At 63.7% G+C, this 21,675-nt stretch carries 31 protein-coding genes; 27 read left to right on the forward strand and 4 right to left on the reverse strand.

Annotated elements, in window-relative coordinates:
- The 4 genes from EB084_02680 to EB084_02695 form a co-directional block, all read right to left on the reverse strand.
- Window positions 1-805: hypothetical protein (locus EB084_02680; GenBank protein NDD27157.1), on the reverse strand; the 805-nt coding region annotated here is incomplete at its 3' end.
- 45 nt (window positions 806-850) lie between these two features.
- A complete protein-coding gene (locus tag EB084_02685) occupies window positions 851-1,582 on the reverse strand; it encodes a hypothetical protein (GenBank protein NDD27158.1) in 732 nt (243 codons plus the stop codon).
- Window positions 1,579-2,736 (reverse strand): tetratricopeptide repeat protein, encoded by a 1,158-nt coding sequence (locus EB084_02690; GenBank protein ID NDD27159.1) that lies wholly within the window; start codon window positions 2,734-2,736, stop codon window positions 1,579-1,581. Before EB084_02690 ends, EB084_02685 begins: the two co-directional genes overlap by 4 nt.
- The gene (locus tag EB084_02695; protein NDD27160.1) at window positions 2,667-4,016 is read right to left on the reverse strand and encodes a glycosyltransferase family 1 protein; all 1,350 of its coding nucleotides are present in this window, start codon (window positions 4,014-4,016) and stop codon (window positions 2,667-2,669) included. The genes EB084_02690 and EB084_02695 overlap by 70 nt, the downstream gene beginning before the upstream one ends.
- A gap of 447 nt (window positions 4,017-4,463) precedes the next feature.
- Between EB084_02695 and EB084_02700 the strand changes: the two genes are divergently transcribed.
- The 27 genes from EB084_02700 (at window position 4,464) to EB084_02830 (ending at window position 21,493) form a co-directional block, all read left to right on the forward strand.
- Window positions 4,464-4,889, forward strand: coding sequence for a 30S ribosomal protein S12 (locus tag EB084_02700; protein ID NDD27161.1), 426 nt, complete (start codon window positions 4,464-4,466; stop codon window positions 4,887-4,889).
- 37 nt (window positions 4,890-4,926) lie between these two features.
- Window positions 4,927-5,397: a 30S ribosomal protein S7 gene (locus EB084_02705; protein ID NDD27162.1), complete on the forward strand. Its 471-nt coding sequence runs from the start codon at window positions 4,927-4,929 to the stop codon at window positions 5,395-5,397.
- Window positions 5,398-5,523: 126 nt separating this feature from the next.
- Entirely contained in the window at window positions 5,524-7,611 is a 2,088-nt protein-coding gene (gene fusA / locus EB084_02710) for an elongation factor G (protein ID NDD27163.1), read from the forward strand.
- Between the two features lie 96 nt (window positions 7,612-7,707).
- Complete coding sequence (gene tuf, locus EB084_02715) at window positions 7,708-8,913, forward strand: elongation factor Tu (GenBank protein NDD27164.1); 1,206 nt, start codon at window positions 7,708-7,710, stop codon at window positions 8,911-8,913.
- Window positions 8,914-9,003: 90 nt separating this feature from the next.
- Window positions 9,004-9,315 carry a 30S ribosomal protein S10 gene (locus EB084_02720; protein ID NDD27165.1) on the forward strand — a complete coding sequence of 104 codons (312 nt, stop codon included), beginning with the start codon at window positions 9,004-9,006 and terminating at the stop codon, window positions 9,313-9,315.
- A gap of 180 nt (window positions 9,316-9,495) precedes the next feature.
- Complete coding sequence (locus EB084_02725) at window positions 9,496-10,185, forward strand: 50S ribosomal protein L3 (protein ID NDD27166.1); 690 nt, start codon at window positions 9,496-9,498, stop codon at window positions 10,183-10,185.
- A gap of 9 nt (window positions 10,186-10,194) precedes the next feature.
- On the forward strand, window positions 10,195-10,890 hold the full coding sequence (locus EB084_02730) for a 50S ribosomal protein L4 (protein NDD27167.1): 696 nt from the start codon (window positions 10,195-10,197) through the stop codon (window positions 10,888-10,890).
- Window positions 10,887-11,219 (forward strand): 50S ribosomal protein L23, encoded by a 333-nt coding sequence (locus tag EB084_02735; protein NDD27168.1) that lies wholly within the window; start codon window positions 10,887-10,889, stop codon window positions 11,217-11,219. The genes EB084_02730 and EB084_02735 overlap by 4 nt, the downstream gene beginning before the upstream one ends.
- A gap of 160 nt (window positions 11,220-11,379) precedes the next feature.
- A complete protein-coding gene (locus EB084_02740) occupies window positions 11,380-12,204 on the forward strand; it encodes a 50S ribosomal protein L2 (GenBank protein NDD27169.1) in 825 nt (274 codons plus the stop codon).
- Window positions 12,205-12,222: 18 nt separating this feature from the next.
- Window positions 12,223-12,504, forward strand: coding sequence for a 30S ribosomal protein S19 (locus tag EB084_02745; GenBank protein ID NDD27170.1), 282 nt, complete (start codon window positions 12,223-12,225; stop codon window positions 12,502-12,504).
- A gap of 113 nt (window positions 12,505-12,617) precedes the next feature.
- Window positions 12,618-13,175 carry a 50S ribosomal protein L22 gene (locus tag EB084_02750; protein NDD27171.1) on the forward strand — a complete coding sequence of 186 codons (558 nt, stop codon included), beginning with the start codon at window positions 12,618-12,620 and terminating at the stop codon, window positions 13,173-13,175.
- On the forward strand, window positions 13,175-13,855 hold the full coding sequence (locus EB084_02755; GenBank protein ID NDD27172.1) for a 30S ribosomal protein S3: 681 nt from the start codon (window positions 13,175-13,177) through the stop codon (window positions 13,853-13,855). Before EB084_02750 ends, EB084_02755 begins: the two co-directional genes overlap by 1 nt.
- A 25-nt stretch (window positions 13,856-13,880) precedes the next feature.
- On the forward strand, window positions 13,881-14,321 hold the full coding sequence (locus EB084_02760; protein NDD27173.1) for a 50S ribosomal protein L16: 441 nt from the start codon (window positions 13,881-13,883) through the stop codon (window positions 14,319-14,321).
- The gene (locus tag EB084_02765) at window positions 14,311-14,520 is read left to right on the forward strand and encodes a 50S ribosomal protein L29 (protein ID NDD27174.1); all 210 of its coding nucleotides are present in this window, start codon (window positions 14,311-14,313) and stop codon (window positions 14,518-14,520) included. The genes EB084_02760 and EB084_02765 overlap by 11 nt, the downstream gene beginning before the upstream one ends.
- Before the next feature lie 17 nt (window positions 14,521-14,537).
- Entirely contained in the window at window positions 14,538-14,813 is a 276-nt protein-coding gene (locus EB084_02770) for a 30S ribosomal protein S17 (protein NDD27175.1), read from the forward strand.
- A gap of 91 nt (window positions 14,814-14,904) precedes the next feature.
- The gene (locus tag EB084_02775; protein ID NDD27176.1) at window positions 14,905-15,273 is read left to right on the forward strand and encodes a 50S ribosomal protein L14; all 369 of its coding nucleotides are present in this window, start codon (window positions 14,905-14,907) and stop codon (window positions 15,271-15,273) included.
- A 10-nt stretch (window positions 15,274-15,283) separates the two neighbouring features.
- Window positions 15,284-15,610 carry a 50S ribosomal protein L24 gene (locus EB084_02780; GenBank protein NDD27177.1) on the forward strand — a complete coding sequence of 109 codons (327 nt, stop codon included), beginning with the start codon at window positions 15,284-15,286 and terminating at the stop codon, window positions 15,608-15,610.
- 101 nt (window positions 15,611-15,711) lie between these two features.
- Window positions 15,712-16,299 (forward strand): 50S ribosomal protein L5, encoded by a 588-nt coding sequence (locus tag EB084_02785; GenBank protein ID NDD27178.1) that lies wholly within the window; start codon window positions 15,712-15,714, stop codon window positions 16,297-16,299.
- Between the two features lie 204 nt (window positions 16,300-16,503).
- The gene (locus EB084_02790) at window positions 16,504-16,689 is read left to right on the forward strand and encodes a type Z 30S ribosomal protein S14 (protein ID NDD27179.1); all 186 of its coding nucleotides are present in this window, start codon (window positions 16,504-16,506) and stop codon (window positions 16,687-16,689) included.
- 97 nt (window positions 16,690-16,786) lie between these two features.
- Window positions 16,787-17,188: a 30S ribosomal protein S8 gene (locus EB084_02795; GenBank protein NDD27180.1), complete on the forward strand. Its 402-nt coding sequence runs from the start codon at window positions 16,787-16,789 to the stop codon at window positions 17,186-17,188.
- A gap of 12 nt (window positions 17,189-17,200) precedes the next feature.
- A complete protein-coding gene (locus EB084_02800) occupies window positions 17,201-17,755 on the forward strand; it encodes a 50S ribosomal protein L6 (protein ID NDD27181.1) in 555 nt (184 codons plus the stop codon).
- 29 nt (window positions 17,756-17,784) lie between these two features.
- Window positions 17,785-18,153 carry a 50S ribosomal protein L18 gene (locus tag EB084_02805; GenBank protein NDD27182.1) on the forward strand — a complete coding sequence of 123 codons (369 nt, stop codon included), beginning with the start codon at window positions 17,785-17,787 and terminating at the stop codon, window positions 18,151-18,153.
- 19 nt (window positions 18,154-18,172) lie between these two features.
- Window positions 18,173-18,679: a 30S ribosomal protein S5 gene (locus EB084_02810; GenBank protein ID NDD27183.1), complete on the forward strand. Its 507-nt coding sequence runs from the start codon at window positions 18,173-18,175 to the stop codon at window positions 18,677-18,679.
- A 19-nt stretch (window positions 18,680-18,698) separates the two neighbouring features.
- Complete coding sequence (locus EB084_02815) at window positions 18,699-19,139, forward strand: 50S ribosomal protein L15 (protein ID NDD27184.1); 441 nt, start codon at window positions 18,699-18,701, stop codon at window positions 19,137-19,139.
- 5 nt (window positions 19,140-19,144) lie between these two features.
- Window positions 19,145-20,470 (forward strand): preprotein translocase subunit SecY, encoded by a 1,326-nt coding sequence (gene secY / locus EB084_02820; GenBank protein NDD27185.1) that lies wholly within the window; start codon window positions 19,145-19,147, stop codon window positions 20,468-20,470.
- A gap of 37 nt (window positions 20,471-20,507) precedes the next feature.
- On the forward strand, window positions 20,508-21,263 hold the full coding sequence (map, locus tag EB084_02825; protein NDD27186.1) for a type I methionyl aminopeptidase: 756 nt from the start codon (window positions 20,508-20,510) through the stop codon (window positions 21,261-21,263).
- A gap of 11 nt (window positions 21,264-21,274) precedes the next feature.
- Complete coding sequence (locus EB084_02830; protein ID NDD27187.1) at window positions 21,275-21,493, forward strand: translation initiation factor IF-1; 219 nt, start codon at window positions 21,275-21,277, stop codon at window positions 21,491-21,493.
- The last annotated feature ends 182 nt before the right edge of the window (window positions 21,494-21,675 follow it).

The following is a 21,675-nucleotide window of genomic DNA, read 5'->3' on the forward strand; positions in this document are numbered from 1 at the left end:
CTGGGGGCGTCCAGCGCGAGAGCCAGGCGGTGAGGTCAGCAAGGGCTTTGGGAGAGAGCGGGGGCAGGCCCGTCTTCTCGTCTCGCGTCGCATCGATGGAAGGCTGTGGGTCGAGAACCTCTCCTCCGCTGACATACGCGATTCGGAGATCTCCGGCGGGGGGGATGAAGCGACGCGTGCCCAGCAGCAGCACGCCTTCGGTCTCTCCACCGCGCATCAGGGGCGTTGCAGCGGCGAGGTAGAGGTGCCCGTCTCTGTAGACGAGGTAGGAGATCGCCTGGCGTGCCTTGCCGGAGACAAGTGCCTGCACCAGAGGCTCGTCGATCATGGGGCGGGCGCCGTCCTCGTCGGTGTGATCGCCCACGACGCTCGTCGGTCGCCCATCAGGGGAGCGAAAGGACGCCAGGATCCGTCCCTTGAGATCGATCAGCACGAGCAGCTCGAGGCCCGCATTCCTCACCTCTGTCGGACCGACGTCCTCTCTCAAGCTCGAACGCGCGGCAGCCAGCATCTCGTCCGCTTCAGCAATCTGCTGGCGGCTCGCCCCCGTGGCTCTGACCTCTTCACATTTCCGGCTTGCCTCGATGTAGGTCGTGAGGGCTTCGCGCATGGCGGCGCTGTCATTGATCTGGCGGGCCTGTCCGAGAAGGGCGGGGCCCCGCGTGGTCATGATGGCGTCGACATATTCGTATGCGCTCGACACGCTCTCGGCGGCCTGTTTCGAGAGCTGGCCGAGCAGGGCGTCCTGCACGAGCCACGTCACAGCGAGCAGCAGGATGATGAGCGGCACGGTGGCCGCGATCAACCTGTCTCTCAGGCGACGCAAGAGAAGCGCCTCTCCGCGAGAAGGTCAGAGCGCCACATTGACGTTCACTGCTCCGCTGGCAGGCACGGTGACGCGTTGGGTCTGCAGGGCACCGCGTGGATGCCAGAAGCGCAGCGTGTACGTGCCCGCCGGGATGCCTTTCAGCGAGAATCGGCCGTCAGCGGCGGGCTGCGTGAAGAAGTCGTTCTCGGTGATGTAGATGTAGGCGTTCATTCGGCTGTGTATGCCGCAGAAGAGCTCAATGGGTCCGGGGGTGCTGAAGGTGCGGCTCTCCTTCTTCCCTCGGGGGTACTTGGGCAGCGAGAACCGTCCAGCGGTGCTCTCTGAGTAGATGCTGTGGAAGAAGGGGTCTTCATTCGTGAAGACCACGGTCGATCCACGCGGAGCGACGAGCACGTGCGGGCTGAACTCGCGGCCCTTCTGGCGCATCACCAGGGTTCGGGGGGTGGCGGGGAGGGTCGAGGAGACCACGCTGACCACGACAAAGGGGACCTCCTGCGCAGACGAGAGCGGTCGCGGGGCCTCGTCACTGCTGTCGCTGTATCCGAAGGGCTCGCTCCCTGTGCTCCCTCCTCCCTTTCCGCTGGCACGCGGATGGAGCTTTGATCGGATGGTCACGGTGCCGCCCACGTCGCCCGCAAGCGCCGCACTGAGCAACGCCCCCGCGAGCAGCAGCGAGAGTCCCGCGACCCGCCATGCAGATGGAGCCTGGAAGCGCACGATTCTCTCCTTCATTGCCGCGGTGAGACCGGTCACGGCGGAGTCACGATGTCATATTTGCGGCCGGTTCTCAGCGCGCTGCGCAGCCGGCTCACGAGCTCGGTGACCCGCTTGAAGTCCGGTGCTCGTGGAGCGCACTGCAGATACTGCTCGAAATGGTGGATCGCGTCAGCATACTCTCCCTGCTCGAGCATGAGGTGCGCCAGGTTGTAGTGGGCATCGGCGTGGTTGGGCCGAAGGCGCAGCGCCGTCTGGTAGTGCTCCAGGCTCTCTCGCCACTGCCGCTTCTTGGCCATGCACAGGCCGAGGTCGTTGAAGGCGTCGGCATTGGCCCGATCGAGCCTCACACAGCGCTCGAACGCCTCGATGGCGCTGTCGGTGTCACCGGACTGGAACCGGGCGATTCCGAGATGGTAGCAGGCCGATGCATCGCGGGAGTTCTGCAGGATGGCCGCCTCGAACTCCACCGCGGCCTCTCTGGCAAGCCCCTGCGCCAGCAGCTCCTTGCCCCGGCCGAGGAAGGACTGTCCCTCGTCGTCGGACGGACGGGCAAAACGTTCGAGGCTTCGCGTCCACGGCTCTCCCGTCGGGTCGCTCTCCGCGGGGCCGGTCTCGGTCTCGAAGGGCTGCTGGGGAGGCTCGACGGGAGCAGGTTCCTGGGACTCGATCGGAGGCACGGGCGCTCCGGTGGGGCGGAAGTCGAAGCTGACCTCCTGGCCCGTGAGGGGATGTCGAACGCGCAGTCGACCTGCGGCTGTCATGCTCGAACCGCAGTGGGTGCAGAAGCGGGCGGCGTCCTCCACGCCTCTGTTGCAGTTCGGGCAAGGCTTGAGGGAGCGCTGTATGGGGGTGGGCTGGCCGCACTGCGGGCAGAAGCGGTCACTCGCGAGGAGGGCGTTTGCGCACTTCGAGCACGGCGGGGTCTTGGGGCGCCGTGGTGACGAGGGTCTGGGCGGTACCGGCCCAGGGTCGCCCCCGCTTCGTGCAGTCGCGAGCTGGGCGTCGAGCTTCTCGATCTCGCGCACCTTGCGGTTCAGCGCGGTGGCGTTCGGACGCCCGCTTCGAGTTGATTCATAGCAGATCTCACCCAGCTCGCGCATCTCTTGATCCCTGCGCTCATTCAGGGCCTTTGCGGCCGGGGATGTCTCCGAAGCGGCTCGGGGAGGGCTGGGTTTGCGAAAGAACGACATGGCGTCGAAGGGTTCCTCGTGGCCGTCACGGTTTCCTGGCCCGCGGCGGCCCGTCGGGTCACGGCATCTTCGAGCAGGGCGGCGAGGCGTGCGGCGCTCTCGCGCCAGCTGAAGCGCCGGACCCTAGTCCGGCCTGCACGGATGAGTCTTTCCCTCAGGTCTTCGTCGCGGATGAGACGTATCATCGTGGCACACATGTCCTCGGGGTCGAGGGGGTCGAAGAAGAGGGCGGCCTCACCGGCGATCTCGGGTAGGGAGGAGGTGTTTGCGCAGGCCACCGGGGTCGCGCAGGCCATGGCCTCGATGAGCGGGATGCCGAAGCCTTCATATAGTGACGGGTGAATCAGTGCATCGGCGGCGGAGTAGAGGGCCGCCAGGGCATGATCAGGGAGGTACCCGGTGAACACGATGGCGTCCGCCGCCGCGCTCGCGCGCGCGTAGGCCCTCACCTCGTCGGCGCGCTCTCGCTGCGGCCCGGCGAGGACGAGTCGGTGGGGCAGGGCGGTGGTGGCCTTCAGTCTGGAGAAGGCGTCCACAAGTCGCAGGTGGTTCTTGCCGGGATGCTCGACGCGCGCGACATAGAGCAGGTAGGGGCGGTCGACGGGGATGTGCGGGGCCAGCGAAAGGACGGCGGCTGACCTCGGCATGGGGCGCATGCGCCGCAGGTCGACCCCGTTCGGGATCACCGTGATCTGTTCCGCCGGGACACGCGCGAGGGAGGCGATGTCGCTGCGGCTGCTCTCGCTCACCGTGACGAGTCGGGAGAGCTGGCGGAGGGCGATGGGCAGGACGTGTCGCAGGTAGGCCTCGTGCACCTTGTCGTACTTGCCTGGCACGCGAAGCGCGGCGAGATCATGGACGACGCCGACGGTGGGGCAGGGGAGCCACAGCGGCGCGCGACGATTGGCTGCTGGCAGCAGCGCAGCGTCGAATCGTCTCCGAGCGACCGCGAGCGGCAGTCCGAGCTGCTGCCAGACGACGTTGGCGAGAGGGGGCTCCCAGCGGCTGTCGATGATGATTTCGTCGGACATGGACCCCTTCGTGAATGCAGCCAGCTCCTTGCGGGTGCCTGCGAGCGTGACGTGCATCCAGGGGGCGACCTCCGCCAGATGTGCGAGCATCTCCTGGAGGAACCGTCCTATTCCGGAGCGCCCCAGATCACAGCCAGCGGTGGGAATGAGAACCCGCATGCCAGACTCCTCTCGTCTCACCGCCGCCCCTGGGCGGTTGCGGTGCTTGCGAACATGATGCGCGAACGGGCGATGGTTGAAACGGCGCATGTCCCACGGTTTTTTGTCCACGTTGCCAGGCGTATCTATCGTGACTGAAGAAAACCCGTAGTGACAGGCATTTGCGTTTGAAAAACTTCGTTCAAACTGGCGTAGAAAAGGGTTGACAGCCCCAAGGGCCGATGCTATTATATGGGGGCGCTTTCAGGGGTAACCACCTCATGCAATCGTCGCAATCGCAGTCACAGTGCCGCTTCTGGCCTGCAGCTGACGGTGCAGGCGGTTGAGGTGGCTGGCACCGAAAGTCCATTCCGGAAGTCGGAACCCTTCGAAAGGGTGATACCTCTCGCGGCCTTCGTGGAGCGATAGGGTCCACGAAGACTCCAGGGAAGAGCAACTCTTCCCAAAGTCTGCCCTGAGTCCGACCTGACCTCGCGAGCGGAATGGCGGGCGCTTCCAGACCCACGTGGGATTGGAGAAAGGGGAGTTATTTTTTTTATGCCGACAATCAACCAGCTGGTGCGCAAGGGCCGCAAGCGCGTCGAAGTGAAGAGCAAGTCGCCCGCCATGCGCGTTTCGTACAACTCGCTTCGTCTGAAGCAGTTCTCCGTTCCGGGAGCGCCCCAGAAGCGTGGCGTGTGCACCCAGGTGCGAACCATCACGCCCAAGAAGCCGAACTCGGCGTTGCGCAAGGTGGCACGTGTGCGCCTGACCAACGGCGTCGAGGTGACGGCCTACATCCCTGGTGTCGGTCACAACCTGCAGGAGCACTCGGTGGTGCTCATCCGCGGCGGCCGCGTCAAGGATCTCCCGGGTATCCGCTACCACATCGTTCGCGGCTCGCAGGACACGCAGGGCGTTGTCAACCGCAAGCAGAGCCGCTCCAAGTACGGCACCAAGCGCCCCAAGGCTTCGGGCAAGTAGAAGCTGCACTTTCAGAAACTCATCGAGGAGGCGACCCATGCCCAGGAAGGGACCAGTTCCGAAGCGACCGATTCTGCCGGATCCCGTCTATCACGACACGACGGTGGCCCGCTTCATCAACAAGATCATGCTGCGCGGCAAGAAGAGTCTTGCCGAGCGCGTCTTCTACGGTGCACTTGACGTCATTGCCGAGCGCACCGGCAAGGATCCGCTTCGCGTGTTCAACCAGGCGCTCGAGAACGCGATGCCACTGGTCGAGGTGCGGCCGCGCCGCGTGGGTGGCTCGACCTACCAGGTGCCCATGGAGGTTCGCGCCGATCGTCGCATGAGCCTCGGCATGCGCTGGCTCGTCGGCTTTGCGCGCAAGCGCCCGGGCAAGACGATGACCGAGCGTCTCGCCAGCGAGCTCATCGATGCGTCGCAAGGCGCCGGTCAGTCCTGCAAGAAGCGTGAAGACACGCACAAGATGGCAGAGGCCAACAAGGCGTTCGCGCACTACCGCTGGTAGCGCAGCCCGTCGGGGAAGACGGGACCTGTGGCGCCTGCTCCCGGCCGTTCAGGCTGGGGCGGCGCCAACCCCATTCCACAGGGAAAACCCGGGGCACGTGCCCCGTTCGAAGGTTAGGTGCAACAGATGCTCGCCACGGCGACTGAACTCAAGAACATCCGCAACATCGGTATCGCGGCCCACATCGACGCGGGCAAGACGACGACCACCGAGCGCATCCTCTTCTACACGGGCCGCGTGCACCGCATCGGTGAGGTGCACGAGGGCGGCGCCACCATGGACTGGATGGTGCAGGAGAAGGAGCGCGGCATCACCATCACCTCCGCGGCCACGAGCTGCGAGTGGAAGGGATGCAACATCAACATCATCGATACGCCGGGTCACGTTGACTTCACCGTCGAGGTGGAGCGCAGCCTGCGCGTTCTCGACGGTGTGGTGGCGCTGTTCTGCGCGGTGGCTGGCGTGCAGCCCCAGAGCGAGACCGTCTGGCGTCAGGCTGACCGCTACCGCGTGCCGCGTCTTGCGTTCGTGAACAAGATGGATCGCACCGGTGCCGACTACTACCAGTGCGTCGAGCGCATGAAGACGATCCTGGGCACGAACGCGGTTCCGCTCCAGATTCCCATCGGAGCCGAGTCCGACTTCAAGGGCGTGATCAACCTCGTCGAGATGAACGCCACGTACTACCTCGACGATCTCGGCAAGACCCAGGCCGAGCAGGAGATTCCCGCCGAACTGAGCGAGCTGGCCGACAAGTGGCGCAAGAACCTTCTCGAGGCGGCAGCCGAGTACGACGAAGAGCTGATGATGCTCTATCTCGAAGAGCAGCCCATCCCGCTGGAGATGCTCCAGTCGGCCATCCGCAAGGGCACCGTGCTCTGCAAGATGGTCCCCACGCTCTGCGGTTCGGCCTTCAAGAACAAGGGCGTGCAGCGCCTGCTCGACGCAGTCGTCGACTACCTGCCCTCGCCCGTCGACATCCCCGCGGTCGAAGGGACCAACCCGGATGACGGTGCCACCGTCTTGCGCGAGGCCAACCCAGACGCACCGTTCTCGGCGCTGGCGTTCAAGATCGCAACCGACCCCTACGTGGGCAAGGTGACCTACTTCCGCGTGTACTCTGGCACGGTGAAGGCCGGCACCGCCGTCTACAACGCAACGAAGGGCAAGCGCGAGCGCATCGGTCGCATCGTTCGCATGCACGCTGACAGCCGCGAGGACATCGATCAGATCAGCGCAGGCGATCTCGCTGCGTGCGTGGGTCTCAAGCAGACCAGCACGGGAGACACGCTCTGTGATGAGAAGTCGCCGGTGATCCTCGAGGCCATCCAGTTCCCCGAGCCGGTGATCTCGGTGGCCATCGAGCCGAAGTCGAAGGCCGATCAAGACAAGCTCGGCATCGCGCTGGGCAAGCTCGGTGAGGAAGATCCCACCTTCCGCATGCGAACCGACACCGAGACGGGTCAGACCATCATCTCCGGCATGGGCGAGCTCCATCTCGAGATCATCGTCGATCGCCTGCTCCGCGAGTTCAATGTGGCCGCCAACGTCGGCAAGCCGCAGGTGGCCTACAAGGAGACCATCCGACGCACCAGCAAGGGCGAGGGTCGCTTCGTCCGCCAGACAGGTGGTCGCGGTCAGTACGGTCACGCCATCATCGAGATCATGCCTCTCGAGCCGGGTCAAGGCTATCAGTTCGAGAGCAAGGTCGTCGGTGGCACGGTGCCAAAGGAGTACGTCAAGCCCATCGACCTGGGCATCCAGGACGCGCTCGAGTCGGGTCGCCTTGCCGGCTACCCGGTGGTCGATGTGAAGGCGACGCTGCTCGACGGTTCGTTCCACACCGTCGACTCGTCTGAAATGGCCTTCCGCATCGCGGGCAGCATGGCCCTCAAGGACGGTCTCCAGAGGAACGACGTGTTCCTGAAGGAGCCGATCATGAAGGTCGAGGTTGTCGTACCCGAGGCCTACATGGGCGACGTCATCGGCGACCTCAACGGACGCCGCGGCAAGATCGAGGGCATGGAGATGGCCATCCCTGGCCAGCAGACCATTCGCGCCCACGTTCCCCTGTCTGCGATGTTCGGCTACTCGACCGACCTGCGCAGCGCGACGCAGGGTCGCGGCACCTACTCGATGGAGTTCGCTCGCTACGAGGAGATGCCCAAGAACCTCGCCGACGAGATCGTCAAGAAGCTCCACGGCAAGGACTGACACCCTTTCAATGATTCAGGGCCCAGCGCCTCGGCGAGGGGGCCTGGAGACCAGACCTAGGCAAACTCTTTCCCGGTAACAATGAGGAGGTAGACAATGGCAAAGCAGAAGTTCGAGCGTACGAAGCCGCACGTGAACATCGGCACGATCGGTCACGTCGATCACGGCAAGACCACCCTCACCGCTGCGATCACCAATGTGCTCGCGATGCGTCAGGGCAAGCAGGGCCTGAAGGTCGACGAGATCGACAACGCGCCTGAAGAGAAGGCACGTGGGATCACGATCGCCATCTATCACGCGGAGTACGAGACCGACAAGCGCCACTACGCGCACGTCGACTGCCCTGGCCACGCCGACTACATCAAGAACATGATCACCGGCGCGGCGCAGATGGACGGAGCCATCCTGGTGGTTGCTGCCACCGACGGCCCGATGCCGCAGACCCGCGAGCACATCCTCCTGGCCCGCCAGGTGAACGTGCCGTACATCGTGGTCTTCCTGAACAAGGTCGACCAGGTCGACGATCCCGACCTCATCGAGCTCGTCGAGATGGAGCTGCGCGAGCTGCTCACCGAGTACAAGTTCCCCGGCGACACCATTCCGATCATCAAGGGCTCGGGCCTCAAGGCGCTCGAGGACTCGCTGGCCGGCAAGATGGACAGCGACTGGGTCAACAAGATCGGCGATCTGATGGACGCTGTCGACAGCTACATCCCCGATCCGGAGCGCCCCATCGACAAGCCCTTCCTGATGCCTGTTGAAGACGTGTTCACCATCACGGGTCGCGGTACCGTGGCCACCGGTCGTGTGGAGCGCGGCATCGTGAAGACCGGTGAAGAGATCGAGATCGTCGGCATCCAGGAGAAGACCCGCAAGAGCGTCGTGACTGGCGTCGAGATGTTCCGCAAGATCCTCGACGAGGGTCGCGCGGGCGACAACGTCGGCGTGCTCCTGCGTGGTGTCGAGCGCAAGGACATCGAGCGCGGTCAGGTTCTGGCCAAGCCCGGTTCCATCAAGCCTCACACCGAGTTCACTGCCGAGGTGTACGTGCTGTCGAAGGACGAAGGCGGACGCCACACGCCCTTCTTCAACAACTACCGTCCGCAGTTCTACTTCCGCACCACTGACGTGACGGGCGCCATCACCCTGCCGGAAGGCACGGAGATGGTGATGCCTGGCGACAACGTCAAGATCCAGGTGAAGCTGATCCAGCCCATCGCCATGGAGGAAGGTCTGCGCTTCGCCATCCGCGAGGGCGGCCGCACCGTGGGCGCGGGCGTCGTCACCGCCATCAAGAACTAGTCTGGCGCGCGGGCACGTTCCGATCACGGAGCGTGCCCGCGTCCAGAGCAGCACCCCCAGTTTCCAGGCCGGTCCGAGGAGGAACAGAACGTGGCCAAGCAACGCATGAGGATTCGACTGAAGGCATACGACCATCGTGTGCTCGACGAGTCCGCAGAGAAGATCGTCGACATCGCGCGCAAGACGGGCGCCAACATCTCAGGGCCGGTGCCGCTGCCGACCGAGAAGAACGTCTGGTGCGTGCTGCGCTCGCCGCACGTCGACAAGAAGTCCCGCGAACACTTCGAGATTCGCACCCATAAGCGTCTGATTGATATCTACTTCGATCCCGCGCAGAAGACCATCGAGTCGCTCATGAACATGAGCCTGCCGGCCGGAGTCGACATCGAGATCAAGGGCTGACAGTCCGGCACCGCCTGACTGAAGGTCTGACGCGAAGGTGGTCAGAGTCGGGGACCTCCCCCGTCTGTCGTGCCTGGCACGGCGCTGACCGTACGTCGCGGCCACGAGTCAAGTGCACTCGTGGCAACCGCCCCCGCTCGAGCGGGAGCGGATCATGGATAGAATGTGGAGGTTGTACGAATGGGAGCCAGCAAAGGTATCCTGGGTAAGAAGCTCGGCATGACGCAAGTCCTCACCCCAGAGGGCAACGCAGTTCCGGTGACGGTGATCGAGGCCGGACCGTGCGTCGTGACCGGGAAGCGCACCGTCGAGACCGACGGATACGCATCGCTGCAGATCGGCCTCGGGAACATCGAGGAGCGTGCGGCGAACAAGAAGGGGCGCGCACGCGGCAAGCTCAATCGCCCGCTCGCCGGCTACTTCAAGAAGCAGGGCGTCACCCCGGCTCGCCATCTGCGCGAGGTGAAGTTCGACGACGCCGAAGCCTACGCGCTGGGTGCCGAGATCAAGGCCGACATCTTCGCTGAAGGCGACAAGGTCGACGTGGTCGGCACCTCAAAGGGCAAGGGCTTCCAGGGCACGATGAAGCGCCATCGCTTCAGCGGCGGCCCTCGCAGCCACGGTTCGATGACGCATCGGCAGCCAGCCTCTTCGGGCTCTACCGACGCCGCACGCACCATCAAGGGAACGCGCAAGCCAGGTCACATGGGTCACGCGCGTGTCACCGCCCAGGGACTCACCGTGGTGCGTGTCGACCTTCCCCGCAACCTGATCCTGATCAAGGGATCGATTCCTGGCCCCGTCAACGGGCTCGTCATCATCAAGAATTCAGTGAAGGCCGGCGGCCCCAAGCCGTCCGCCAAGAGCTAGGAGGACAACATGCCGCAGGTAACACTGTTCGATCAGCAGGGCGCCTCCCAGGGCAGCATCGATCTGAGCGAGTCGGTCTTCGGCGCTCCGCTGCGCCGGGATCTCCTGCACCAGGCCGTGGTGCGCCATCTGGCCAACCGCCGTTCCGGAACCGCTGACTGCAAGACGCGCGCCGAGGTCTCAGGCGGCGGCCGCAAGCCGTGGCGTCAGAAGGGCACGGGTCGCGCTCGTCACGGCAGCACCCGTTCCCCCATCTGGAGGAAGGGTGGTGTGGTCTTCGGTCCGCACCCCCGCTCGTACGTGCAGGCCATGCCCCGCAAGATGCGTCGCCTCGCGCTCCGCTCGGCCCTGTCGAGCAAGGTGACGGGCAACACCCTCGTGGCGCTTTCGGGTCTCTCGTTCGAGGCCTACAAGACCCGCGAGTTCGTCAAGGTTCTCGAGAACCTCAAGGTCACTGACAAGCTGCTTCTCGGCGAGAGCTGGGCGCAGCAGCTGAAGAGCACCCGCCGAACCACCCGTGTGGCGACGCACAAGGCGCTCGTCGTCGTGGCTGAGCGTGACGATCTCGTGTTCGGGTCTGCGCGCAACCTGCCCAACGTCAAGGTCGTGACGTTCGAAGACCTCAACGTCTACGACGTGCTCAAGTACCGCCGCGTCATCATCACGAAGGACGCCATCGCGCGAATCGAGGAGGTCCTGTCATGAGCGAGGTCCAGACCGTCGTTTTTCCCAAGCGCACCGCGCGTGACATCATTCTTCGTCCAATTGTTACAGAAAAGTCCGTTGCGCTGTCTTCGGAAAACAAGTATACTTTCGCGGTTGATCCCAAAGCGAACAAGATCGAGATTCGCCTGGCGATCGAGAACATCTTCAAGGTCAAGGTGCTGAACGTGAGCACACTCAACTGCAAGGGAAAGCCGAAGCGGTGGGGGCGTAAGTACCACGGCCACAAGAGCGACTGGAAGAAGGCCATCGTCACCGTACGCGAGGGAGAGAAGATCGAGATCGCGGGTGTGAACCTCTTCGAGGCGTAGCCCTTGGTGCCGCGCGACAGGCTGTGCAGCCTGTCGCGTGGGGCAGGGGTGCCGGGAGCCGCTGTGCGGCCCCCATCTGGCCCGCCTTCGCGGTGGGCTCGCGTGACCTTCCGAGGTTGCGCCAATTATAGTGTCTCGCTGACAAGGAGAACAGACTGAAATGGCTGTGAAGAACTTCAAGGCCACCTCGCCAGGCCGTCGCTTCATGAGCGTGTCCGATTTCTCGGAGCTCACGAAGAAGGCCCCGGAAGAGAGCCTGCTCGAGCCGCTCCACAAGAGCGGCGGCCGCAACGCGCAGGGTCGCGTCACCTCTCGCCATCGTGGGGGCGGCGTGAAGCGCATGTACCGCATCATCGACTGGAAGCGTCGCAAGGACGGCCGCTGGGCGAAGGTTGCGGCGGTGGAGTACGATCCGAACCGCTCCGCGCGCATCGCCCTGCTGCACTACGAAGATGGTGAGAAGCGCTACATTCTCGCTCCTCTGGGCATCAAGCCGGGCGACAAGGTCATCAGCGGTGAGACGGCAGACATCAAGCCGGGCAACGCGATGCCCCTGGTGGCGATTCCCGTGGGCACCCTGATCCACAACCTCGAGCTGCAGCCGGGCCGCGGCGCGCAGCTGGCTCGCTCGGCGGGCGCCTACGCCCAGCTCATGGCGAAAGAGGGTCCGATGGCCCAGGTGCGCCTCCCGTCCGGAGAGCAGCGCTACATCAGCATCCACTGCCGCGCCACCATCGGTCAGGTGGGCAATGTCGAGCATGAGAACGTGTCCATCGGCAAGGCGGGTCGTTCCCGCTGGCTGGGCAAGCGTCCGCACATCCGCGGTGTCGCGACCAACCCGTGCGATCACCCACACGGTGGTGGTGAAGCTCGCTCCACGCCTGGACGCCCGTCCACCACGCCCTGGGGCAAGCCGACCTACGGCTTGAAGACCCGCAAGAACAAGAAGGCCAGCACGCGGTTCATCGTGCGTCGGCGCAAGTAGTCTGGAGGATTGATATAGATGTCTCGTTCAGTAAAAAAGGGACCCTACGTCGACCAGAACCTGGCGAAGAAGATCGACGCCATGAACGCGCGCAACGAGAAGAAGGTCGTCAAGACCTGGGCGCGCGCGAGCACCGTCACCCCTCTCATGATCGGTCACACGGTGGCCGTTCACGACGGGAAGCGTCACGTGCCGATCTACATCACCGACCAGATGGTGGGTCACAAGCTGGGGGAGTTCGCGGTGACGCGTCACTTCCGCGGCCACGGTGGCAAGGAGAAGGGCTCCTCGGCCCGCTAGAGACCAGCGGAACGGCGCAGGTGCGCTGTTCCGACAGGCGCGAGAGAAAATGCGCCTGAAGCACAGCGGCACGTCTCAACCGCCGCTCATCAAGATCATCGAGGAGGTTCGCCATGGCGACAGGCGACAAGAAAGAGAAGAAGGCAAAGGCTCAGGCTGAGGGCACGCCCGAGAAGGCAGCTCCGGCCAAGAAGAGCACGCGGTCGAAGGCAAAGGCTGAGGCGTCGGCTGACGCGCCTGCGCCTACGGCCAGCGAGGCCCCCGCGACCCCGAAGAAGGCACCCGCGCCGAAGGCGCCTGTTGTCTCCTCGGGAGACCCCCTCGGCCCGCGGAAGGCCAGAGCACACGCACGTTACGTGCGCATGGCGCCGCGAAAGCTCCGACTCGTGATGGACGCCATCCGAGGCAAGTCGGTGGCAGAGGCGCGTGGCATCCTGCGATTCTGCGGCAAGCGCGCAGCGGGTCCCCTTTCGAAGGTGCTCGAGTCGGCGGTTGCCAATGCCGAGAACAACCATCAGATGAACACGGGCAGTCTGGTCATCGCCACGGCCTTCGTGGACCAGGGACCGAGCTTCAAGTCGTTCATCCCCCGTGCACGTGGACGCGCGAGCGCTGTTCACAAGTTCACGAGCCACATCACCATTGAGGTCAAGGAAAGAGAGGAAGCCTAATGGGCCAGAAGATTCATCCGGTCGGGTTGCGCCTGGGGATCATCCGCAACTGGGACTCCCGATGGTATCAGGACAAGCACTATGCGGACTGGCTCCATGAGGACCTCAAGATCCGCACCTGGCTGCGCAAGCGCCTCAAGCACGCGGGTCTCGCCCGCGTTGAGATCGAGCGCGCAGACAAGATCAACATCATCCTCAACACGTCCAAGCCGGGCATCGTGATCGGCAGCAAAGGGCGTGGCATCGAGGAGATCCGACGCGAGCTCACCGCGCTCACCAAGCGCGAGGTGAAGATCACCGTTCAGGAAGTCAAGAAGCCTGAGCTCGAGGCGAAGCTCGTGGGCGAGAACATCTGCGAGCAGCTCGAGCGTCGCGTGGCTTTCCGCCGCGCGATGAAGCAGGCGGCACGCCGCACCATGGATCGCGGAGCCCTCGGAATCCGCATCCAGTGCAGCGGTCGTCTGGGTGGGGCCGAGATTGCCCGCACCGAGAAGACGCGCGAGGGCAGCGTGCCGTTGCACACCCTTCGCGCCGACGTCGACTACGCCATCAGCGAGGCGCTCACAACCTTCGGCCGTATCGGCGTGAAGGTGTGGATCTATCGCGGTGACGTGTTCCCGAAAGCCCGCGAGCAGGAAGTGACGCTCGAGGGCGACAGCCTGGCCGGGGCGCGCGGCTGATCAGCGCAGGAGGACATCTAAAGCCATGTTGATGCCGAAGAGAGTCAAGTATCGCAAGATGCACCGCGGTCGCATGACGGGTAAGGCTACCCGCGGCAATGCGCTGCACTATGGCGACTATGGCCTGCAAGCCCTGGAGTCGCATTGGGTCACCGACCGTCAGATCGAGGCCGCTCGTATCGCCATGACCCGCCACATCAAGCGTGGTGGCAAGGTGTGGATCCGTGTGTTCCCGGACAAGTCAGTGACGAAGAAACCCGCCGAGACCCGTATGGGCTCGGGCAAGGGCAGCCCGGAGTACTGGGTTGCCGTGGTGCGGCCGGGCCGCGTCATGTTCGAACTGGCCGGCGTGGGTGAGGCTATCGCCCGCGAGGCCCTGCGACTGGCGTCGTTCAAGCTGCCCCTCAAGACGAAGATCCTCGTTCGCGAGCAAGTGGAAGTCGAGGTTGGTGGCAATGAAGAGTAAGGAACAGCTCGAGAAGATCCGGGAGATGTCCACGAACGAGCTGCTCGATCGCCTGAAGGACCGCAAGGAGGAGCTCTTCAACCTGCGCTTCCGCATGGCGACGGGTCACCTCGAGGAGCAATCTCGCATCAAGCAGGTGCGCAAGGAGATTGCCCGCATCCACAGCGTGCAGCGCGAGCGCGAGCTGAAGATTCGATAGGAAGAGGCTGTATCCAGATGAGCGATCAGGCAACCCAGGAAGCGCGCGCCGCGCGCAAGGCCCGCATCGGCACGGTCGTCAGCGACAAGATGGACAAGACCGTGATCGTGCGTGTCGAGCGACAGTTCGCGCACCCCATCTACAAGAAGATCATCAAGCGTTCGACGCGGTTCAAGGCGCACGACGAGACCAACGATTGTCACGTCGGCGACAAGGTCCGCATCATGGAGACGCGTCCGCTGTCCAAGGACAAGCGCTGGCGTGTGGTGGAAGTGCTCGAGAGAGCGAAGTAGCAATCGGGAAGCGGGGCGTGGCCCACGGGCGAAGCGCCCTCGGCAGCTCTCGACAACGACAGTCTGTCAGATTTGGAAAGGGTGAGAGACGATGATTCAGCAGCAGAGCCGTCTCAAGGTCGCGGACAACTCCGGCGCGCGAGAGATCATGTGCATTCGCGTGGACAAGGGGTTTCATCACAAGTATGCCCATATCGGCGACATCATCACGGCTTCGGTGAAGACGGCCCAACCAGGGGCCGGTGTGAAGAAGGGCCAGGTTGTCAAGGCAGTTGTCGTTCGCACGCGCAACAAGACGCGTCGCAAGGACGGCTCCTACATCCGCTTCGACGAGAACGCGGCTGTGCTCATCAAGGACGATCTGTCTCCCCGCGGCACACGCATCTTCGGTCCGGTCGCGCGCGAGCTGCGCGAGAAGGAATTTACGAAGATCATCTCGCTGGCGCCCGAAGTGCTTTGAGGAGTAGGTCATGTCGAACGTACACGTGAAGAAGAATGACAACGTGGTGGTTGTCGCGGGCAAGGACCGCGGCAAGAAAGGCAAGGTTCTCGAGGTTCTTCCAGAGAAGAATCGCGTCCTTGTCGAAGGGGTCAACCTGGTGAAGCGGCACACCAAGCCGCGTCCGCCGCGTTTCCCTCAGGGCGGCATCATCGAGAAGAGCCTGCCCATCGACGCCAGCAACGTGCAGCTCGTCTGCCCCCGTTGCAACAAGCCCACGCGCGTCGGCCACAAGGCCGCTGCCGCCGAGGTTGGCGGTTTCGTGCGGGCCTGCAAAAAGTGCGGTGAGGAGATCTAGTCATGGCGAAGGATACCAAGGACAGCGGCAAGGCGCAAGCCAAGAAGCCACAGGCCGCGCCTCAGGCGAAGGGTGGCGGTGGTCGCCGTGACAAAGGCGAGATGTTCGAGACCGCCGACAAGGTCATAACCACCGAGGCGAACCGTCTCCGCCTTCGTTATCGCGACGAGGTCGTGGCGAAGCTGCGTGAGCGCTTCCAGTACAAGAACGTGATGCAGGTTCCGCGACTCGAGAAGGTCGTCATCAACATGGGAGTGAGCGATGCGGTTCAGAACCCGAAGTCGCTCGACCTGGCTGTTGCTGAGCTGGCCCTCATCTCGGGGCAGCGCCCGCTTGTCACCAAGGCGCGCAAGTCCATCGCGGCGTTCAAGCTGCGTGAGGGGCTGAGCATCGGTGCAAAGGTGACGCTTCGTGGCGATCGCATGTACGTGTTCCTCGACAAGCTCTTCAACGTGGTGCTGCCCCGCATCCGCGACTTCCGCGGCGTTTCGCCGAAGTCGTTCGACGGCCGCGGCAACTACGCGATGGGGCTCAAGGAGCAGACCATCTTCCCCGAGATCGAGTACGATCGCGTCGACCGTGCCCGCGGTATGGACATCATCGTGGTAACCACGGCCCAGACCGACGAAGAGGGCCTCGAGCTCATGAAGGCGCTCGGCTGCCCGATGAAGGTCGACGAGCAGCGATAGTCCATCCTCGGAGGCCAGCGGACTGGCCTCCTCTTTCCGAAAGGCCTGCGAACGGCTTGGAGGAACGCAGGGGCCAGCGAAAGGCCCGTCAACAGAAAGTTGTGGGAGCGGAGACGCCCTCCTATCTGAGCAGCGCACAAGCGCGTTCAGGCAGGGAGGGGCACGTCCGTTCCGACCACGCCGCAAACAACAAGGAGGAATCCCATGGCAACCACAGCGATCATTGCCAAGTCGCAGAAGAAGCCTAAGTACGACGTTCGCGTTCGGAACCGGTGCCGCGCCTGCGGTCGGCCCAGAGCCTTCCTGCGCAAGTTCGGCATGTGCCGTCTCTGCTTCCGCTCGCTGGCCCATAAGGGCGAGATCCCGGGCGTCGTCAAGTCGAGCTGGTAGGCGATTCGTCGGGAGCCACCCGATGGTGCGCCCTCCTCAATGCCTGAGGAGAGTGGCGCTGTGAGCCTTTGAGATTCGAAAGGGGTAGTTAGGTACAATGACCGATCCCATCGCAGATATGCTGACCCGAGTTCGGAACGCGAACGTGGCCTACAAGGACCAGGTTGATGTTCCCTTCTCCAAGATCAAGGAACAGATCGCGCGTGTCCTCAAGCGCGAGGGCTACGTGAAGGACTTCCAGGTGATCAACACGGGCGTCCAGGGCGTCATCCGCCTGTTCCTCAAGTACGTCGACCACGGTCCCAACCGTGAGCGCGTCATCTCTGGCCTGCGTCGCATCAGCACGCCAGGCCTTCGCGTCTACGTGCGCAAGACCGAGATCCCGCGCATCTTCGGGGGACTCGGCGTTGTCATCCTGTCCACGCCGCGCGGTGTTCTCACCGGCAAGCAGGCGAAGAAGCTCGACGTTGGCGGCGAAGTGCTCGCCTACGTCTGGTAGAGGAGAATCGACATGTCAAGAATTGGTAAGCAGCCGATCTCCCTTCCCAAGGGCGTGACCGTCGCCATCGACGGCAGCTCGGTGCGCGTGAAGGGCCCCAAGGGCGAGCTCCATCGCGAGGTCTCGAGCGAGATTCGCGTCCGTCAGGTCGAAGGCCAGATCCTGGTCGAGCGACCCAGCGACGAGCGCACGCACCGCGCGTTGCACGGGCTGACCCGTACCCTCGTCAACAACATGGTCGTTGGGGTTTCCAGCGGCTTCGAGAAGGCGCTGAGCATGATCGGCGTGGGCTATAAAGCCCAGCTGCAGGGCAAGGCGCTTCTCATCAACATCGGTTACTCGCATCCCGTCCTTCGGGAGCCGCCAGCAGGCATCGAGTTCACCGTGGAGCAGGGCAAGGGTGTCGTGCGACTGGTGGTCAAGGGTGTCGACAAGCAGCTCGTGGGGCAGACCGCGGCCGAGATCCGGAGCATTCGTCCGCCGGAGCCCTACAAGGGCAAAGGCATCCGCTATGAGAACGAAAAGGTGCTCCGCAAGGTGGGCAAGACCGGCAAGACCGGCAAGTAAGATTGCGTCGTTGAAGGAGTAGTGTTGCGATGATCAACAAGGAATCACGTGAGAGTCAGCGTCGGCGGCGCCATATCCGGGTTCGCAAGCGCGTGCATGGCACGGGGGAGCGCCCCCGGCTGTCCGTCTTCCGCAGCCTGCGGCATGTCTACGCGCAGCTCATCGATGATGAGAGCGGCCGCACCATCGCCTCTGCCAGCTCGGCGGAGAAGGATGTGCGCGCGGAGCTCGAGTCGCTGCCCATGACCGATGTGGCGCGTCGTGTTGGAACGATGCTCGCTGAGCGGGCCAAGGGCAAGGGCGTCGAGGCGGTCGTGTTCGATCGCGGTGGCTACAAGTACCACGGTCGCGTGGCCGCGCTCGCCGACGGCGCGCGCGAGTCCGGGCTGCTGCTGTAGAGAGAAGGAGCACAGAGAAATGGCACGTTTGTCAGCGAGTGTGCTGGAGACCCTCCAGCAGGAGACCGTGGTCAAGGTGAACCGCGTATCGAAGGTCGTGAAGGGCGGCAAGCGCTTCTCGTTCTCGGCCCTCGTGGTCGTGGGCAATGGCCAGGGACTCGTGGGCGCCGGACTCGGCAAGGCCGGCGAGGTTCCGGACGCCATCCGCAAGGGCGTCGAGGAAGCCAAGAAGAACCTGGTCGAGGTGCCGCTCGAGGGAACCACCATTCCCCACGAGGTGAACCTTCGCCTGGGCGCCGCCCGCGTCATGCTGAAGCCGGCTGCGCCTGGCACCGGCGTCATCGCCGGCGGTGCGGTTCGCGCCGTGGTCGAGGCCGCGGGCATCAAGAACATCCTCACCAAGAGCCTCGGCTCAGACAACTCCATCAACATCGTGTACGCCACGGTCGCCGCGCTCAAGAGCCTCAAGCGCGCGGAGAACGTTGCGGCGCTTCGCGGCAAGCCCGTCGAAGACATTCGCCAGTAGCGCGTAGAAAGGTTCTGCCATGAATCTCAGCGATCTCAAATCTGCAAACGGCGCCCGCAAGGAGCGCAAGCGTGTCGGCCGAGGCCACGGCTGCCATGTCAAGACCGCAGGACGCGGCATGAATGGCCAGAACTCCCGCTCTGGCGGGGGCAAGGGCCCAGGTTTCGAAGGCGGCCAGACCCCCTGGTATCGTCGGCTTCCGAAGTACCGCGGCTTCAACAATCCGAACAAGACCGTGTTCCAGCTCATCACCCTCTCGATGCTCGACTCGTTCGAGGCGGGGGCGGTTGTGACGCCGGAGGTCGTGATCGAGCGGGGGCTCGTGCATCGCACCAATCGCCCCTTCAAGGTCGTTGCCAACGGTTCGCTGTCGAAGAACATCACCGTTCAGCTGCACGCCTTCACCCAGGCTGCCACGGCGGCCATCGAGGCTGCGGGCGGTAAGGTCGAGGTGCTCTGAAGATCATGGGTCTGACCTCCCTCGCCAGCGCCGCGCGTCTCAATGACCTGCGGGCCCGCCTCCTCTGGGTCGCGGGTTTCTTTGCGTTGTTCGTCCTCATGGTGCACATCCCCGTGCCGAACATCAACACGACCTCGTGGAAGCATCTGCTCGAGCAGCAGCAGGACCTCGCGTCCTTCCTCGGGATGATGACGGGCGGCGCACTGAACAAGTTCTCTATCGGGGCGATGGGAATCACACCCTACATCAATGCCTCCATCATCATGCAGCTGCTGACCCATGTCATCCCGAAGCTGCACGACCTGCAGAAGGAGGGCGGCGACATGGGCCGTCGTCAGGTAGCGCAATACGTTCGCTACCTGGCCATCGGCCTGGCCTTCCTGCAGGCCACGATGATGACGGTGGGTCTCGAGCGCTACTCCGAGGCGCATGCACTCGCGGGTGGGCCGATCATCCAGGCCGGCTGGTACTACCACTTCATCAACATCGTTGCGCTGGTGGCGGGTACGTGCTGCCTCATGTGGATGGGCGAGCAGATGACCGACAAGGGCATCGGCAACGGCGTCTCGCTCATCATCATGGCGGGCATCGTGCTGATGTACCCCACCTACGTCTCCAATGTCTTCAGCAAGGCGAGCCTTGCGGGTCCCGGCTACTGGATCGGCATCATCTTCTTCGTGGTGATCTCGCTGGCACTGGTGGCGGGCATCGTGGCCCTCACCCAGGGCATGCGCAAGATTCCCGTCCAGTACGCGAAGCGTCAGGTCGGTCGACGCGTCTACGGCGGTCAGACCAGCTATCTGCCCATCCGCGTGAACAACGCGGGGGTCATCTCCATCATCTTCGCCATCTCCATCATGTATCTGCCGTCCACGTTGGCTCGCAACCTCATGCAGAGCTTCGACCAGCAGAGCATCGTCTGGAGCATCTGCAACACCATCGTCTACGTCTTTCGTCAGGACTCCGTCTGGTTCAACCTGATGTATGTCGGCCTGGTGATCTTCTTCACGTACTTCTACGCGACGGTGACCTTCAACCCCACTGACGTGGCAGACAACATGAAGAAGCAGGGGGGGTTCATCCCGGGCATCCGACCGGGGCGACCCACGAGCGACTACCTCGATCGCATCCTCGATCGGCTCAACTTCATCTCGGGCGTCGCACTGGCAGCCATTGCCGTGCTTCCCGTGTATGTTGTGCTGGCGACAGGCGTGCAGTTCTACCTGGGCAGCACGAGCCTGCTGATCATCGTGGGTGTGGCGCTCGATACCATGCAGCAGATCGAGGCGCGCCTCGTGATGCGCAACTATCAGGGCTTCATGAAGCAGTGAGCGAGAGGCGGCCTCGATTCATGCGAGGCGTTGAGCGATGATCGAGTACAAGTCGGACAAGGAAGTCGCGTTGATCCGTGAGTCCGGACGCATCACAGCGCAGACCCTCGACCTTCTCGAGCGGTCGGTGCGTCCGGGCATCTCGACCCTCGAGCTCGATCGCATCGCGGAAGACTTCATTCGCTCGGCAGGTGCGGTTCCCGCATTCAAGGGCTACAAAGGGTTTCCCCGAACCGTGTGCATCTCGGTGAACAACGAGGTGGTGCACGGCATCCCTGGCAATCGCAAGCTGAAGGATGGCGACATCGTCGGTCTCGACATGGGCGTCATCTGGAAGGGCTGGTACTCCGACTCGGCACGGACCGTGGCCGTGGGGAGCATCAGTGAGGACGCGCGGCGTTTGCTCGATGTCACGCGCGACTCGCTCATGCGTGGCATCGAGAGGTGCACCGCGGGGAACCATCTCTCCGACATCGGGGCTGCAGTGCAGCAGCATGCGGAGGCGCACGGCTATTCTGTGGTTCGCGACCTGGTTGGGCATGGCATCGGCCGTGCGCTCCACGAGGAACCGCAGGTGCCGAACTACGGTCGACCCGGGCACGGCTTGAAGCTTCGCCCGGGTCTGGTCATCGCCATCGAGCCCATGGTGAACGTGGGAGATTTCAAGGTGGCGATCCTTCCAGACAAGTGGACCATCGTGACGGAAGACGGGAGCCTCTCGGCTCACTTCGAGCACACGGTGGCGATCACAGGAGACGGTCCGCGCATCCTGACCCTCTCTGAGGGTGACTGAGCCGTCCCAGCGTGGCCGGTGAAGAGGCTCTCCGACAGGTGGGCACGGTGGTCGAGACCCTGCCGAACGGGATGTACGCGCTGCAGATGGCAGACGGACGCCGCGTGGTGGCGCATGTCTCAGGGCGTCTGCGAATGGGGTTCTCCCGTCTCCTCGCAGGAGATCGGGTGCAGGTCGAGCTGACCCCCTACGATCTGGGACGCGGTCGCATCGTCGATCGCGATAAGTGAATACGGGTGAAAAAATTCGTCTGGGCTCTTGCTTATTTTTGCGACTTGTACTAGACTAGAGGCCGTTGTTGTACGCGTTGAGTCAGATCAGCGGCCATTCACGCTGAGCTAGAGCGGCGCCGAGCCGCCGCGGCAAGTGACGTGTACGCATGCGCCGAGTCGCGCAATGAGCATTGGTACCT

This window comes from Pseudomonadota bacterium, from assembly GCA_010028905.1.
In the GTDB taxonomy this organism is placed as follows: domain Bacteria; phylum Vulcanimicrobiota; class Xenobia; order RGZZ01; family RGZZ01; genus RGZZ01.